Annotated in this window: 14 protein-coding genes; 6 read left to right on the top strand and 8 right to left on the bottom strand. The window is 69.8% G+C overall.

Annotated features, from left to right (window positions below; all coding sequences use genetic code 11):
• Nucleotides 1–7 precede the first annotated feature (7 nt).
• On the bottom strand, nt 8–892 hold the full coding sequence (locus N2M23_RS17580) for a LysR family transcriptional regulator (protein ID WP_265447285.1): 885 nt from the start codon (nt 890–892) through the stop codon (nt 8–10).
• A 71-nt stretch (nt 893–963) separates the two neighbouring features.
• Here N2M23_RS17580 and N2M23_RS17575 point away from each other — a divergent pair, with 71 nt between their 5' ends.
• Nucleotides 964–2,034 (top strand): YeiH family protein, encoded by a 1,071-nt coding sequence (locus N2M23_RS17575; RefSeq protein ID WP_265447284.1) that lies wholly within the window; start codon nt 964–966, stop codon nt 2,032–2,034.
• Nucleotides 2,035–2,049: 15 nt separating this feature from the next.
• Here N2M23_RS17575 and N2M23_RS17570 read toward each other — a convergent pair whose 3' ends face one another.
• The gene (locus tag N2M23_RS17570; protein WP_265447282.1) at nt 2,050–3,165 is read right to left on the bottom strand and encodes an N-acetylglucosamine kinase; all 1,116 of its coding nucleotides are present in this window, start codon (nt 3,163–3,165) and stop codon (nt 2,050–2,052) included.
• 627 nt (nt 3,166–3,792) lie between these two features.
• Here N2M23_RS17570 and N2M23_RS17565 point away from each other — a divergent pair.
• Nucleotides 3,793–5,484 carry an HNH endonuclease signature motif containing protein gene (locus tag N2M23_RS17565; protein WP_265447281.1) on the top strand — a complete coding sequence of 564 codons (1,692 nt, stop codon included), beginning with the start codon at nt 3,793–3,795 and terminating at the stop codon, nt 5,482–5,484.
• A gap of 270 nt (nt 5,485–5,754) precedes the next feature.
• Entirely contained in the window at nt 5,755–6,993 is a 1,239-nt protein-coding gene (gene hemW, locus N2M23_RS17560) for a radical SAM family heme chaperone HemW (protein WP_265447279.1), read from the top strand.
• A gap of 14 nt (nt 6,994–7,007) precedes the next feature.
• Here the strand turns inward: hemW and nadC are convergent, their stop codons facing one another.
• The 5 genes from nadC to N2M23_RS17535 form a co-directional block, all read right to left on the bottom strand.
• The gene (gene nadC, locus N2M23_RS17555) at nt 7,008–7,886 is read right to left on the bottom strand and encodes a carboxylating nicotinate-nucleotide diphosphorylase (RefSeq protein ID WP_265447278.1); all 879 of its coding nucleotides are present in this window, start codon (nt 7,884–7,886) and stop codon (nt 7,008–7,010) included.
• A complete protein-coding gene (locus N2M23_RS17550) occupies nt 7,883–9,337 on the bottom strand; it encodes an L-aspartate oxidase (protein WP_265447277.1) in 1,455 nt (484 codons plus the stop codon). The genes nadC and N2M23_RS17550 overlap by 4 nt, the downstream gene beginning before the upstream one ends.
• A 14-nt stretch (nt 9,338–9,351) precedes the next feature.
• On the bottom strand, nt 9,352–10,353 hold the full coding sequence (nadA, locus tag N2M23_RS17545) for a quinolinate synthase NadA (protein ID WP_265447275.1): 1,002 nt from the start codon (nt 10,351–10,353) through the stop codon (nt 9,352–9,354).
• Nucleotides 10,354–10,448: 95 nt separating this feature from the next.
• Complete coding sequence (locus N2M23_RS17540) at nt 10,449–11,363, bottom strand: NUDIX hydrolase (RefSeq protein ID WP_265447274.1); 915 nt, start codon at nt 11,361–11,363, stop codon at nt 10,449–10,451.
• A 7-nt stretch (nt 11,364–11,370) separates the two neighbouring features.
• A complete protein-coding gene (locus tag N2M23_RS17535) occupies nt 11,371–12,246 on the bottom strand; it encodes a DUF3097 domain-containing protein (RefSeq protein WP_265447272.1) in 876 nt (291 codons plus the stop codon).
• Between the two features lie 128 nt (nt 12,247–12,374).
• On the opposite strand from N2M23_RS17535, the gene hrcA reads away from it, so the two are divergent.
• The 3 genes from hrcA to N2M23_RS17520 are packed head-to-tail and all read left to right on the top strand — an operon-like array spanning nt 12,375 to nt 15,304.
• Nucleotides 12,375–13,418: a heat-inducible transcriptional repressor HrcA gene (gene hrcA / locus N2M23_RS17530; RefSeq protein WP_265447270.1), complete on the top strand. Its 1,044-nt coding sequence runs from the start codon at nt 12,375–12,377 to the stop codon at nt 13,416–13,418.
• 21 nt (nt 13,419–13,439) lie between these two features.
• On the top strand, nt 13,440–14,567 hold the full coding sequence (gene dnaJ, locus N2M23_RS17525) for a molecular chaperone DnaJ (protein WP_265447269.1): 1,128 nt from the start codon (nt 13,440–13,442) through the stop codon (nt 14,565–14,567).
• A complete protein-coding gene (locus tag N2M23_RS17520; protein WP_265447267.1) occupies nt 14,564–15,304 on the top strand; it encodes a 16S rRNA (uracil(1498)-N(3))-methyltransferase in 741 nt (246 codons plus the stop codon). Before dnaJ ends, N2M23_RS17520 begins: the two co-directional genes overlap by 4 nt.
• Here N2M23_RS17520 and N2M23_RS17515 read toward each other — a convergent pair.
• Nucleotides 15,301–16,062, bottom strand: coding sequence for an ArsR/SmtB family transcription factor (locus N2M23_RS17515; protein ID WP_265447265.1), 762 nt, complete (start codon nt 16,060–16,062; stop codon nt 15,301–15,303). The genes N2M23_RS17520 and N2M23_RS17515 overlap by 4 nt on opposite strands.
• Between the last annotated feature and the right edge of the window lie 22 nt (nt 16,063–16,084).

Raw genomic sequence — 16,084 nt, 5'->3', positions numbered from 1 at the left:
GAGGTAGTCAGGGCCGGCCGGCGACGGCGACCAGATCGGCGGCCGACCCGCCCAGCCGGCGGGGTCCGGTCCAGACCGCACGCAGTGGGCGATGCAGGTCGAGGCCGTCCACCGGGATCTCGCACAGCGACCCTGCGGCCAGTGCGTCGCCCACGGCGAGTCGGCTGAGCACCGCGGGGGCGCCCCCCGAGGCCACGCTTACCCGCACGGCCGCATTGCTGGGCAGCTCCATCGCAGGCTGCACCGGACGGCCGAGGGCGCGGTCCAGTGCGACGCGGGTGCCTGAGCCGGGTTCCCTTGTCGCCAAAGGAGTTTCCATCAGTTCGTCGGCAGAAAGCGGTCTCCGCCGCTTGGTCCAGGGATGATCGGGAGAAGTGACGAGCACGAGTTCGTCCTCGGCTACGACCACGTGGTGCACCCCGCCGGGCGGTCGTGGCCCCTCGACGAATCCGACGTCGCAGCGGCCACCGAGGACGTTGTCGACGACCTCCTGGCTGTTGTGCACGTGCACCACGACGCGCACCTCGGGGCGGCGCGCACGGAAGCGGGCCAGCCAGGCGGGCAGCAGATGCTCCGCCACGGTCTGACTGGCCGCGACCACGATCGACTCGGTGCTGTCGGCTGCCAGAGAGCGTGCGCCGTCGACTACTTCGCGCGCTGCGTCCATCACTTTGCGTGACCATTCGACGACCAATAGTCCTGCCGGCGTCAGGCTCGAGCCATGGGTCGAACGGTGGAGGAGGGGCACCCCGAGATGCCGTTCCAGGCGAGCGATCGAGCGGCTCGCGTTCGGCTGCGCCATACCGGTGGCGCGCGCGCCGGCCGACAGACTGCCGTGGTCGGCAACAGCCACGAGTAGTTCCAGTGCGCTGAGGTCCGGCCACGTGCTCATATGCACAGGATATATCGGTATGGGAAAGCAATGTCTACCGTTGCCGGCGGCGTGGATCGATGCTGATGAGCATGACGAGTGCAGAGGGGCATGCAGCGCGGGGTGGGGCCGCGGAGTTCGACAGTGCTCGGGTGCTCCGGGCGTTGGGGCCGTTGCTGCCGGGACTGCCGATCACGGTCGGGATCGCTTGTGCGGCAACGCTGCTCGGGCATTTCTTCCCGGTCGTTGGCGGCCCGGTGTTCGGAATTCTGCTCGGGTTGCTCGCGGGCACGACCGTGTCGTGGCTGCGCGAGGAGCGCGTTGCCGTCGGTGCCAGGTACGCCGGGCGCACGGTGCTGCAGGCGTCGATCGTCGTGTTGGGCACGGGTCTGTCGCTCACCCAGGTGGTCAACGTGGGCGGTGGGTCGTTGCCGGTGATGTTCGGGACCTTGGCCATCGCGCTCGGCGGCGCGTTCCTGCTCGGCAAGCTGCTGCGGATCAACACCGAGCTCGCGACCCTCATTGGCGTGGGCACCGGCATCTGCGGTGCTTCGGCGATCGCGGCAGCGACGGCGGTCATGCGTCCGAAGCAGAGCAATGTCGCCTACGCGATCGGCACCATCTTCACTTTCAACATCGCTGCCGTGCTGCTGTTTCCGCCGGTCGGTCATCTCCTCGGTCTCGGCGGGCACGCCTTCGGGTTGTGGAGCGGCACCGCGGTCAACGACACCTCGTCGGTGGTCGCTGCGGCATACAGCTTCGGCGACGGAGCTGGGCCGTACGCGATTGTGGTGAAGCTGACCAGGTCGCTGATGATCATCCCGATCGTGATGGTGCTGGCGGTGCTCACCGCGAAGCGGGAGGCCGCGGCTCAGGGCGAGCAGGTGCGGATCCCGGTGCGCAAGATCGTGCCGGCCTTCCTGCTGGGCTTCCTCGCGGCGGCCGCGCTGAACTCGTTCGGTGCCATCCCCGCCGGCTGGCACGACGGTCTGACCTTCCTCGGGACTTTCCTGATCACCGTGGCGCTGACCGGCATCGGTCTCGGGCTGCGTCCGGCGCAGCTGCGGCAGGCGGGTCACCGCCCGTTGCTGCTCGGTGCGCTGTTGTGGGTGTGTGTCGCGGTCGCGAGCCTGGGCTTGCAGGCGCTGACCGGGACGATCTGACGGCTGGCGGGTCAGCTACCTGGCCCGGGGAGGTGACTCCGGGCGAATCGCGGCCAGTGAGGCCGCGATTCGCCTGTGCCGTGCGGCGTCGACGGTGTGCCCGGCGGCGCGCATGCTCATGGTGACGGCCCCCGTCATACCGTCGGCGACCGGGGTGAGGCCGGTCCACCCCTGCTCGGTGAGTAACGCCGAAAGTCGGCTCCGCAATGCCTGCTGGTGGAAGAGCACGCTGCCGCCGACGACGAGTGCGGCCGGTGCCGGCGGCGCTCCCAGCGCGATCACGCTGCGTGCCAGACCCGACGCCGCATCGTCGACGATGCTTCGTGCGACCTCGTCGGTTTCACTGTGGGAGAAGGCAATCGGCGCGAACCTGGCGATGCCCGGCGCGCCGATCCGGTAGGTCGCGGTGACGAGCGCCTGAGCCGTCGCCTCGCGATCGGTGAGATCGGTCGGCTGCCCGATGTCGGCCAGGACCGCGGTGGTCATCGACGTCGGCGCGCCGAAGCCGTCGACGTGGGCGGCGACTGCCCGCAGCACCCGGCGGGCTATCCAAAAGCCGGAGCCGATGTCACCGAGCAGCCAGCCGCGGCCGTCGACGGTGCGGGCCACTGCGCCGTCACGGACCGCGACGGCTGCGGCGCCGGTGCCGGACACCAGTGCGGCACCGTCCAGCTGATGGGTGCCGCTGGCGAAGATCGCCTCCAGGTCGCCGGCGATGGTGAGCTCGGCGGTGACGCCGAGGCGGGCGAGACCGTCCTCGACCCCGGGCGCCGCGGTGCGCGAGCCGGCCATCGCGGCGAGTGCGAAAGTGACGTCCTGCGCCGCACGACCGGACTGGGTCAACGCTGTCGCAGCGGCCGAATGCATCGCATCGGCAACGGCATTCGCGCCCACCGCCGTCGGGTTGCCGGAGCCGGCGACGCCATAGCCGAAGCTCCGGCCGTCGCTGTCGTGCACGACCGCTCGGGTCGAGGTGCCGCCGGCGTCGATGGTGAGGAAGAGCGCGGTGTCCGGCCGGGCGTGCTTGGGTGCGTGGTGCTCGGGTGGGTGGTGCTCGGGTGGGTGGTGCTCGGGCGATGTCGTCCGGGCGGGTGACGGCTGGTCGGCCTGCGCCCCCTGGCGGTCGGCCATGGTGCTCCTTTTGGCGGTTGGTCGCTGGCGGCTCCGATGTTTGCACACGTCCCGCCGCGCGGGATGACTCGCTGGCCGCGGGGCCAACGCGTGCCGCGGGATGAGGGGCCGCCCTCGCGGCCTTTGCGGTGCGCCGCGGCGCGGGACGAAGGAGGCCACGCGACGACTCGCTGGCCGCGGGGCGACTCGCTGGCCGCGGGGCCAACGCGCGCCGCGGGGCAACTCGCTGGCCGCGGGACGAGGGACCGCCCTCGCGGCCTCACTCCGCTTCGCTCCGCTAGCGCTCCGCTTCGCTGCATAGGGCCGCTCACGCGGCCCCTCGCCCCGCTCAGAGATCTCGCCACGCACCGGACCGTGCCCCGTGGTGCGGCCTTGCGGGTGGAGTCCCGTCGGCGGTGGTCGAGTAGGGCGAAGCAGCGAAGCCCTTGGGGCCGGTGGGGGCTGGTCGAGTAGGGCGGAGGAGCGAAGCGGGGGAGCCCGTATCGAGACCACTCCTACTCCACCACGCAACACCATCCCACCCGCCACTGACAACCCCCGCTCGATCCCACGAATCACACTGGAAACACACACTATTCGGCCTTGTGCACCCTTCCCAACCGCATCGAACACGTGTATGATTGACGCATGTCCCAGCTGCAGCAGGCACTCACCAACCAGGTGATCACCGCTGCCACCACCAGCGAACTCCTGCAGGCAGCACACACGCTGCTGCAGGCCGCGTTCAACAACGCCCGCCACGACCCCAACGGCACACCAGGCAACGGCACGGGTCTCTCAGATGGCGAGTTGCTCGATCAGGTGCTCGCCACCCAGCAGGTGCAGAACTCCGCCTGGGCCACCCAAACCCTGCGGCTGGACCAACTCGCGCAACGCGAATACGACAAACACCCGCACCACCCCGACACCTGGACACCGTTGGAAGTCGGTGCCCGGTTGGGGTGGACCGACCGGCAAACCAGTCTGCGACTCACCCAAGCAGTCGAGAGTGTGCGCTACACGCCGCTGCTGCTCCACCAGGCCGGGACTGGGGAGTTGGAGGGACGGAAAGTGGTCGCGGTCAGCGACGCCCTCGCCGACGCAATCCCGGCAACCGGCACACCCGAAACACCCGAGGCGGCTGATTGTCCGGTCGACCTCGCCGCAACCATCGAAGCCGAGATCCTGGCCAGCGCCCCGGAGACCTCGACGTCCACGAAACTGCGCCGGCGCACCCAACGCCTACTGGTGCAGGAGGCACCGGTCGCGTCCGATCAGGCGTCGGCTGCGCGGCGGCGGGACTGCACCGATGTGACCGTCGCACCCCATTGGGAGGCAGGCATGTCCATGCTCACCGCAGTCTTGCCGTCGTTGGACGCGGCGAAGCTGATGGCTGCGGTCAACACCCACGCAAAGACCCTGCACGAGACAACCACGACAACCAAAACACTGGGCGAGTGCCGGGTCGACGCCCTCACCGACCTGCTGTTGTCCAACGCGCACGTGACCACCGAGCTCGTCCTGCACGTCCCGTTCCACCCCGCCACCACAACGGCGGACAGAGGGGACGTGACCGGGGCCGTTGAGGCGACCGGCCCGGCACGCGAAACAAGCACGGGCAAGGTGCGACCGCCCGCGCTGCGGGAGTTCATGCTCCCGATCAACCCAGTCGTCCTCGACCTCGGCACCTGCCGCCCGACCAGTTGCCGCCCGATCAGTGAGGCCGAACGCCAACTCAAAGCGATGGTGCGCGAAGCCGCACCACGGACCGGCACCCGACCACCACCGGCCCCACCACCCGACCCGGCGCCACCGGCTCATCCGATGAGCGGCACTGATCCAACGCGCTCCACTAACCCAGCGCGAACCCATCGGCGCGAGACTGTGCCCCGCTTCGCGGACAACCCAACACCGGTGCGGTACCGGCTCGGCGACGTCCACGTCCCCGGTGTCGGGGTCATCCCCGCTGGCACGATCCGCGAACTCACCGGCCTGCTCGGTACCAAGATCACCCGGGCCCTGGTCAATGCGGAAACCGGCACGGTGGCCGAGACCGCCAACCAGACCTACACCCCCGGCACCCGGTTGGCACGATTCGTGCGGGCCCGCGACCAGCACTGCAGATTCCCCGGCTGCACCCGACCCGCAACACTCACCGACCTCGACCACGTCACCCCCTACCCCGACGGTCCGACCGCAGCCCACAACCTGCAATGCCTCTGCCGACACCACCACCGCGCCAAACACGAAGCCGGCTGGACCGTCACCATGACCCCCGACGGCACCTGCACCTGGACCAGCCCCACCGGACACACCTACCTCACCCACCCCGCCGACTAACAGGCCGCTGATCTCGATACGGCCTCGCCTAGCGGCTCGGCCTACTCGATCGGCGGGTTAGGCGCTCGAGTGTGCGGGTCGGCCTACTCGATCGGCGGGCTAGGCGCTCGAGTGTGCGGGTCGGCCTACTCGATCAGCGTGGGAAACGGCTCGGCCCACTCGATCAGCGGGCCAGGCGCTCGGTGTGCGGCTCGGCTCTTGCGGACGCCCGACGGACGGTCGCTCGGGCCGGCGGGCGGCCCGCCAACTCGGCGCCCGTACGATTGTGCGGTGCCCAGCGCGTTGCCCGAGGGCGAAGCGGTGCCGGTCGACGGTGCGCTTCCGGCCCACACCGCCACGTCATTGTCGACGCGACAATTCGGCATCTACCTGCACGTGCCGTTCTGCCGAGTGCGTTGTGGCTATTGCGATTTCAACACCTACACCCTCGCCGAGCTCGGCCCGCACGGCGCCGGAGTGAGCAGCTACGCAGACGCCGCACTCGCCGAGCTGGCACTGGCCCGCGACGTCATCGAGCGCACCGGCGCCGCGGTGCCGCAGGTGAGCACCGTATTCGTCGGGGGTGGGACACCCACCATGCTCGCCGCCGCCGACCTCAACCGGATGCTGGCCGGGATCCGCGACGCCTTCGGACTCCTGCCGGGAGCTGAGGTGACCACCGAGGCGAACCCCGACACGATCACCCCGGAGGTGGCCAAGACACTCACAGCCGGTGGTTTCACCCGGATCAGCCTCGGCATGCAGTCGTCGGTGCCGCACGTGCTACGCACTCTCGAACGCACCCACGATCCTGCCGGGGTCGCTCGCGCGGTGCAGGCGGTCCGAGACGCGGGCCTGCAGGTCAGCCTCGACCTCATCTACGGCACCCCGGGGGAGACTCACGACGACTGGCGCCGCAGCATCGACGACGCGATCGCCCTCGCACCGGACCACCTCAGCGCCTACGCACTGGTCGTCGAGGAAGGCACCAAACTCGCCGCCCAGGTCCGTCGCGGCCAGGTGCGCATGCCCGATGACGACGACGAGGCCAACAAGTACGAACTGGCCGAAACCGCGCTGGCCGCAGCAGGATTCGAGTGGTACGAGATCAGCAACTGGTCGCGGACGACGGATGGGCGCTGCCGCCACAACGAGAGCTACTGGCGCGGCGACAACTGGTGGGGCATCGGCCCCGGGGCACACAGTCACATCGGCGGCGTGCGCTGGTGGAACGTGAAACACCCTGCGGCATACGCAAATCGGGTGCTCGCAGGGGACTCGCCGGGCGCCGGACGCGAACTCCTCACCCCCGATCAGACGTATGACGAGACGGTCCTGCTCGGAGTGCGCCTCGCCGAAGGGTTGCCGCTCACCCACCTCGACGACACCGGCCGCGCCGCGATACCCGCGCTGGTCGCCGATGGGCTGCTCGACCAGTCAGCGGCAGCCGCCCCCGCACCGGCCGCGCGCCTCACCCTGCGCGGACGGCTGCTCGCCGACACCGTGGTGCGCCGCCTGCTCGGCTGGTGACGCCGGCAGCTTGGTCAGCTGCGCAGGTCGAGCCCGAAGTCGTGACAGCGCACACTGTGTGTGAGGGCGCCGATCGAGATCAGATCCGGGCCGGCCTCCGCGAGCTCACGAACGGTGCGCTCGTTCACCCCGCCCGACACTTCAACCATGACCGGGGCGCCGTGGCTGCGCACGAGCTCGACGCCTTCGGCGATCTGCATGGGCACCATGTTGTCCAGCAACACCGCATGCACGACTGGCTGTTTGCCCTCATCCAGGCGGGCCGCGTCGAAGGCCAGCACCTCGCGCAACTGGTCGAGCGTGTCGACCTCGATCTCCACCCGCACGACGTGTCTGACGTGCTCGGCAAGGCGCTCCAACACCGGCGTCAGACCACCCCCGAGCCCGATGTGGTTGTCCTTCACCAGGATGGCGTCGAAAAGACCGAAGCGATGATTGGCGCCACCGCCGTCGACCACCGCCCGCTTCTCGAGCGCGCGCAAACCCGGCGTCGTCTTGCGAGTGTCGGCGATGCGCGCACCGGTGCCGTCGACGAGACGCACGAATCCCGCTGTGCGGGAGGCAATCCCGGTCAGGTGCCCGAGCAGGTTGAGCCCGCTGCGCTCGGCGGTGAGGATCGACCGCGCCGACCCGGTGACGGTTGCGACGACGTCGTCCGGCGCCAGCTCGTCGCCGGCACCGCGCGACCAGTCCACGCGCACCGACGGATCGACGGTGCGGAACACCTCGTCGAATGCCTCCACCCCGGAGAGCACACCGTCCTCACGGCTGACGACGTATGCCGTGCCGGTCGCGTCCGGGGGGACCGTCGCGAGGGTGGTGATGTCGCCCGAGAGTCCGAGGTCCTCGGTGAGTGCGGTGTCGACCACGCGTTGCAGATCCGCGTCGTTCATGCAGAGACTCCTTCCGGAAGAACATTGTCGGTGCGGCGGTGGGCTCCGACACTGAGCGGGTGGGCGAGCGCAGAACGAGCGATGAGCCAGGCGACATACGCCGCGTCGTCGCCGACATGGGGCTCCAGGCAGTCCACCGCTGCTTGCAAGGTCGGGCCGTCGCGCAGCACGCCACATGCGCTGTCGAGCGTCTCGCGCACCTGTGCGAGTGGTAGCGGCCGACTGGCGGCGGGGGCGGCCGTGCAGGTGCGCGTGCGAACAGTTGCCGGGTCGGCCGGCCGGACCGATCCGCGCCACACCCCCGTCCAGGTGATCGCATCCGCAGCTGCGGCACGACCGGTGACGACGGCCTCGAGCAATGAGTTGGAGGCCAACCGGTTTGCGCCGTGCAGGCCAGTGCGCGACACCTCGCCGACCGCCCACAAACCGGGTACCGATGAACGGCCCGTGTCGTCCACGGTGACTCCACCCATCGAATAGTGCAGCGCCGGCCGCACCGGCAATAGGTCGCGGGTGAGGTCGAGTCCGGATGCGGCGGTCAGCTCGGCGACAGCGGGGAATCGCGTTGCCACTCGGTTGATTCCGCGCGCATCGAGGCGCACGGTCCGACCTTCGGTGAGTTGCTCCCAGACGGCGGCAGCGACCACGTCACGCGGCTGCAGCTCGTCCACGAAGCGCGCGCCGTCGGAGACCAGCTTCGCGCCGGCACCTCGAAGTGCCTCGGTCAGCAGTGGCATCGGATCGGCGGCGACATCGAGAGCAGTGGGGTGGAACTGCACCAGATGCAGGTCGTCGGTGCGGGCGCCCACTCGCGCCGCCAGCGCGACGCCCTGGCCGAGCGCGGTCGTCGGGTTCGTCGTGTGCGCCCAGAGACCGCCCATGCCGCCGGTCGCGAGCACGACCCGGTCCGTCTCGATCACCTCAAGGCTGCCGTCGCGCCGGCGTACCTCGACGCCACAGACGGCGCCGGACGCATCGGCGAGCAGCCGCGTCACGGTGTGGTGCTCGCGGACCTCGACGTGAGGTGCGGCCCGAACCGCACGGGCCATCGCGGTGGTCACCGCGGCACCCGAGTGGTCTCCGGCGTGCGCGACGCGCGACCGGCTGTGGCCGCCCTCGAGGGCCAGGTCGATGCTGCCGTCCGGTGCGCGGTCGAACGGCACCTCGAGCTCGACGAGCAGACGCACGACCTCGGGAGCCACTCCGGTGATGCGGTCGATGACCGCACGATCGCCCGCGAACGCCCCCGCTCGCCAGGTGTCCTCGGCGTGCAACGCGGTGCTGTCGTCGGGGGAGAGGGCCGCCGCGATGCCGCCCTGCGCCCACATGCTCGCGGCGCCATCGGTGAGAACGCCGGCGGTGAGCAGGATGCAACCCTGCGGATCCGAGGCCCAGGCGCAGGTCAGACCGGCCAGGCCCGACCCGATGACCACGAGGGGGCGACGTGCCATCACTCGGCGCTCCATCACTTCACCCGCGGGGTGGCTGCCAGCATCTTGTCAATGGCGCGACGCGCCGGCTCGGCGACCGCCGGGTCCACCTGGATCTCCGGACCACCGGTCTCCAGGGCGGCGCGGATCGCGCCGAGAGTGTTGCGTTTCATGTGCGGGCACAGGTTGCACGGCCGCACAAACTCCAGGTCCGGGTGATCCGCGGCGATGTTGTCGCTCATCGAACACTCAGTGATCAGAGCGACTTTCGCGGGGCGCTGCGTCTCGACATACCGCTGCATGTCGGCGGTCGAACCGGCGAAATCGGACTCGGCGACAACGTCGGGCGGGCATTCGGGATGCGCCAGCACGGTCACGCCGGGGTGCCCCTGACGGATGTCGACGATGTCGAGCGGGGTGAAGCGCTCGTGCACTTCGCACGCCCCAGGGTGGGTGATGACCTCGACGCCGGTGAGCGCCGCGATGTTCCGCGCGAGGTACTGGTCCGGGATCATGATCACCTTGTCGACGCCAAGGGATTGGATCACCGCCACGGCATTGCCCGACGTGCAGCAGATGTCGCTCGCCGCCTTCACTGCCGCCGAGGTGTTGACGTAGGTGACCACCGGGGCACCCGGGTGCTGGGCGCGTAGCGCGGCGATGTCCGCGGGGGTGATGCTCTCGGCGAGCGAGCAGCCCGAGCGCAGGTCGGGCAGCAGCACTCGCTTGGCCGGGTTGAGCAGCTTGGCGGTCTCGGCCATGAAGTGCACCCCGGCCAGCACGATGGTGCCCGCCTCGACGTCCTGCGCCTCCCGGGCCAGCGCGAGCGAGTCTCCGCGGATGTCGGCCACCCCGTGGAACACCTCGGGCGTCATGTAGTTGTGCGCCAGGATGACCGCGTCCTGCTCTTGCTTGAGCCGGTGGATGGCCTCGATGTCCTCGGCATACATCGCCCATTCCACCTCGGGGATGATGTGCCGGACGGCCTCGTATGCCGCAGCGTGGTCGTACGCCGGGCGGTCCTGCGTGATGCTCATGGCGCTCCTTCGTCGGAGATCAAATGCTCGAAATGAGTATTTGCTGGAAGTGAGCATAACACCGGTCGCCGGTGGTGCTGTCGGGGCGTGGGATGTCAGCGGGCGGCGCGTGGGATCGGCAACTTGGTGCCCACCTGATCGCGCTCCTGCCGCACCGAGCGGCGGAACCGGTAGAGCTTGGCCGGACGCCCGCCGGTGTCGTGCGAGACGTCGCCGGTGGGTTCGACGAGCTCGTGCTGCACCTCGACCGCGCGCCGGAAGTTCTGCTTGTGCACCGACTGCCCGGCGATCGCCTCGACGGTTTCCTGCAACTCGCCGAGGGTGAAGACTTCGGGCATCAACTCGAAGACCACGGGACGGTATTGCAGCTTGGCTCGAAGGCGGGAGAGGCCGGTGGCCAGGATTCGGCGGTGGTCATTGACCATCGGCCCGGCGGTCAGCGCCGAAATCTTTGCAGCGCATGGAGATTCGGCAACAAGACCGGTTTCCCAGAGAAGTTCGTAGCGCTGCAGTGCGAGGTCCGGGCGCCATACCCGTTCGTCGTAACCGAAGAGGAAGCGGCAGCGTTCGAGCCGGTCGCCGTCGTCGCCGGACCACCGCTGCAGCGCTGCCTCGATCTCCTCGCCGAGCCGGTCGCTGCCGGTGCCCGACTCGAGGTGACGCCGGTCCTCCCACGGCAGCAGGTCGTAGAGCGCCGACCAGTCGGTCGGTCGCTCACTACCGGAGATCTCCGCCCGCGTGAGGCCGAGATAAGAGATCGAGATCACCCGGCGGCCGTCGGTGGAGCGGCCGAGGTCGGCGAACGTGTAGAGCTGCTCGACATACCCGAGCTCGAATCCCATGTGTTCGCGCGCAAATTCGCGCACACCGGCCTGCAGCGACTCCTCGTCCGCGCGGAGCGGCCCGGCCGGCAGTGCCGGCGGCTCGCCGCTCGCGACCACGAACGGCCGGCCGCGGTCGACGGCCATCACCACGGCAACGAGCTCGGCCGAGAGCCCCGCATCGGTCATCGGGCGGTCAGCCGTTCGCGGTGACGAAGTCGATGAGTTCCTCGACGCGGCCGAGGAGCTCGGGCTGCAGGTCGGCATAGGTGCGCACGGTGCCGAGGATGCGCTTCCAGCCCTGCGCGACATCGGCCTGAGTGGCGTGCGGCCAGCCGAGCTCGGCGAGTATGCCGTGTTTCCAAGACGTTCCGCGCGGGATGACCGGCCACTGCTGCCAGCCGAGGCGCTCGGGCCGGACCGACTGCCACACGTCGACATACGGATGACCGAGGACGAGCACGTCCTCACGTGCCTCCGGTATGGCGAGAGCCTCGTCGACGATGCGCTGCTCCTTGGTGCCGGGCACCAGATGGTCCACGAGCACCCCCATGCGGCGGTCCGCGGTCGGCGCGAAGTCGCGGATGACCGCGCGCAGGTCGTCCACACCGTCGAGTTGCTCGACGACCACTCCCTCGACGCGCAGGTCGGCGCCCCACACCTTCTCCACCAACTCGGCGTCGTGCCGACCCTCGACGAAGATGCGCGACCCGCGGGCGACGCGCGCGGGGGCGTCGGTGACCGCGCGCGACCCGCTGGCGGTCCGACTCGCGGCCTCGCGTGCGGCCGCGAGTTTGCCGGCGTCGGGGGAGACCGGGGGGACGAGCTCGACCGGCGCGCCGTCGATCAGGAAGCCCGGGCCCAGGGGGAAGGCCCGCACCTTGCCGTGCCGGTCCTCGAGCTGGACCACGCGCATGCCGCCGGCCTTCTCGACCCCGACGATCGCACCGCACCAGCCGGTCTCGACTTCCTCGACGACCAGGTCGCGCTCGGCCGGGATCTGCTGGGAGCGTCCGCGCGGTGGCGCCTTCCAGTCACCGGAGAGCACGTCGGCGCCGTATCTGTCGTTCACGCGCCCAAACACTAGTGCGCCGCCCGTCGCATTCCGGGGAACGACGCCCGAGCACGTAGACTTGGCACTCGGCATACCTGAGTGCCAATGAACGTTGCAGGTTGACGACGAAACCGTGGGAGGTGGACATGAGCGAGGACCGCAGGCTCGAAGTGCTGCGCGCGATCGTGCAGGACTTCGTGTCGACCTCGGAGCCGGTGGGCTCGAAGGCGCTGCTCGAGCGGCACAAATTGGGCGTCAGCGCGGCCACCGTGCGCAACGACATGGCGGCGCTGGAGGACGATGGGCTGATCGCCGCACCGCACACCTCGGCGGGTCGCATCCCGACCGACGCGGGCTACCGGATGTTCGTCGACAAGCTCAGCGAGATGAAGCCGCTTTCTCGGGCCGAACGCACCGCGATCCGCACCTTCCTGGGACAGTCGGTCGACCTCGACGATGTGATTTCGCGCACCACGCGGCTGCTGTCGTCGCTGACCGGTCAAGCGGCGGTCATGCAGTATCCGTCGCTCAACACCGCCACGGTCCGGCACCTCGAGCTGGTCACGATGGCCGCGGACAAGGTGATGCTGGTGATCATCCTGTCCACCGGCCAGGTCGAGCAGCGGGTGCTGGACCTGCGTCGTGCGCTCACCGTCGCCGAGGGCGAGACCCTCATCGGGGACGTGCGCAGCACGATCAACGAACGCAGCACCGGCCGTCGTCGCACGTCAGCGGCCGCAGCGCTGCGCGAGTGGGCTGACGAACTCATCGGCGGTGCGTCCGGCGTCGAGCGTGACGTGCACGCCGCTTTGGTGCGGGACGTTGCCGGGGTGCTGGCCGAGGAGCGCGAGGAGCGCGTGATGCTCGCCGGCACCGCCAACCTGGCGCGCTCCAGCAGCGACTTCCCGATGACGATCGGCCCGGTGCTGGAGGCACTCGAGGAGCACGTGGTCCTGCTGCGGTTACTCGCCCAGATGGACGGGCAGCAGATCGCCGACGGCGTCTCGGTGCGGATCGGGGCGGAGAACACCGTCGCCGGCCTCACCGGTACCTCGGTCGTCACCACGTCCTACACCGCCGGCAGCGTGGCCGGCCTCGGTGTGCTTGGTCCGACCCGGATGGATTACCCCACGACCATGGCGGCGGTGCGGGCGGTCGCTCGCTACGTCACCGACATACTCAACCAATAACCTTACGTCTCAAGGACTTTCGTGAACGACTACTACGGTGACCTCGGTGTCGCACAGAATGCCACCCAGGAAGAGATCAAGCGTGCCTACCGCAAGCTGGCACGCAAGTTGCACCCCGACGTGAACCCGTCGGAGGAGGCATCCGACCAGTTCAAGAAGATCTCTCAGGCGTATGACGTGCTGGGTGATCCGGAGAAGCGACGTGCGTTCGACATGGGCAGCGACCCCTACGCCGGTGCCGCGGGAGCAGCCGGCTTCGGCCAGGGCTTCTCGTTCAGCGACATCATGGACGCGTTCTTCGGCGGCACCGCCGCCGGCGGCGCCGGTCCGCGCTCCCGCCAGCAGCGTGGACAGGATGCGCTGATCGGTGTCGAGATCGAGCTGGGCACCGCCGTTTTCGGCGGCGCCGAGGAGCTGACCTTCGACACCGCGGTGGTCTGCAACGTCTGTCACGGCGACGGCGCGCGACCCGGCACCGGACGACACACCTGCGAGATCTGCCACGGCTCCGGCCAGGTGCAGCAGGTGCAGCGATCGTTCCTCGGTCAGGTGATGACCGCCCGCGCCTGCCAGGCGTGCCGCGGTTATGGCGACATCATCGACGACCCCTGCTTCAATTGCTCCGGCGAGGGCCGGGTCCGCGACCGCCGTACGATCTCGGTCAAGGTGCCGGCCGGTGTCGACAGCGGCACGCGCATCCAGTTGACCGGCGAGGGCGAGGTCGGTCCTGGGGGAGGCCCGGCCGGCGACCTTTACGTCGAGGTGCGGGTGCGCAAGCACCAGATGTTCCAGCGGCAAGGAGACGACCTGCACTGCTCGGTCGAACTCCCCATGACCGCAGCGGCCTTGGGCACCTCACTGCCGCTCGAAACCTTCGACGGCACGCAGGACGTCGCGATCGAGCCAGGCACCCAACCCGGTGACGTCATCACCCTGCGTGGCCTCGGGGTGACCCACCTGCGCACCCAGCAGCGTGGCGACCTGATGGTGCACGCCAACGTGCGGGTGCCCACCAGGCTCGACCCGCAGCAGGAGGAGTTGCTGCGTCAACTCGCCAAGGAGCGCGGTGAGGAGCGGCCCGAGGCGCGGTTCGGCCGTGTTGAGAAGGGACTGTTCGGCAAGCTGCGCGATGCCTTCCAGGCCAAGTGACCGCTCCGCTCTTCTTCACCGACCCCGGCTCCCTGGAGGGCGTCGGGGTCGGTGACGTCGTGCGGGTCACCGGCGACGAGGCCCGACACGCCGCCGTGGTGCGACGCATCGGTGTCGGCGAAACGGTGCAGGTCGCCGACGGGTCCGGCCGGGTCGCGGTGGGCGAGGTCGTCTCGGCAGGCCGGGACGAGCTGGCCGTGCAGGTCACCCAGATCAACGAAAACGACACTGCAGCACGGCGATTCGTGCTGATGCAGGCTCTCGCCAAGGGTGGCCGAGACGAGCAGGCGATCGAGTCCGCGACGGAGCTCGGCGTGGACGGCGTCGTGCCGTGGCAGGCCGCCCGCAGCATCGTGCAGTGGCGCGGCGACAAAGCGAAGAAGGCTCGGCGCAAGTGGGAGTCGCTGGTGCACGCGGCGAGCAAACAGTCCAGGCGGCCGACCGTGCCGACGGTGGAAGCTGTCGTGTCCGGCAGCGGCGCGACCGAGCGGGCGCGCGCTGCGGCGGCGGTCGTCGTGCTGCACGAGGAGGCGACCCGGCCCCTGCGCGATGTCACCCTCCCGGTGGAGGGAGAGGTTCTGCTCGTGGTCGGCCCGGAAGGGGGCATTGCACCGGACGAGCTCAGCGCCTTCGAGGGCGTAGGGGCGGTGACCGCCCGGCTCGGGCCGACCGTGCTGCGCGCGTCCAGTGCCGGGCCCGCGGCCCTCGCCATACTCCTGTCGCGGGAGTGGGCCTAACCGGCGAGTTGCGGTGCCAATCCTGCGAATGCGGCGGTGCCGGCATCGGTGATGGATAGCTCGCGGGGTCGGGGGCCGGGACGGACCCAGTCGTTGTCGCGCGCGGTCCGCAGGATGGCCGCACCAAGGCCGCCGGACAGATGATGCCGCTGCTCTGTCCAATCGAGGCAGAAGCGCAGCACGGGCCGGCTCGCGCTCTGCACCTGCTCCAGGTCGACGCCCCAAGCCTCCAGCGCGGTCGCCGCCTGCGGGCCGAGCTCGAAGGCCGGTTGCTCGATCGGCGCAGACAGTCGGTCGCCGTCGCGCCGCCGGGTGTCGCCGGTGCCGTCCAGGGCCCGGAGCACCCCGTCGGCGATGAGCGCATCGGTGAGCGACACCCCGAGCCGGCCGGCGAAATGGTCGTAGCAGGTGCGCGCGGTCCGCAGCCGTTGCAACCTGGTGCCCTGGCGCAGCGAGGTGACCGGCGGCAGTGGTGTCATCGCAACCAGCGCCTCGAACGCGGCGGCGACCTGCGCGCTCGCCAGGTAGTAGTAGCGGTGCCGGCCGCTGGTCTCCACCCGGACCAGGCGATGGTCGAGCAGCTTGCGCAGGTGACCGCTTGCGGTCGCCGCACTCACGCCCGCCTCCGCCGCGAGCCGGGACGCGGGCAATCGGCGCCCGTCAATGAGGGCGGCGATCATCCGGGCACGAGCCCGGTCGGCGAACATCGCCGCGATCGGCGACACGTCGCCCTCGTCAGCGCGGGTGCTCTCGATCATGGGCCCATCCTCGCCCGGGATC

The sequence above is a fragment of the Flexivirga meconopsidis genome, from assembly GCF_026162425.1.
Taxonomy (GTDB): Bacteria; Actinomycetota; Actinomycetes; order Actinomycetales; family Dermatophilaceae; genus Flexivirga; species Flexivirga meconopsidis.
Note: the sequence above shows the minus strand (reverse complement) of the source record. Positions and strands in the feature narration are given on the sequence as shown.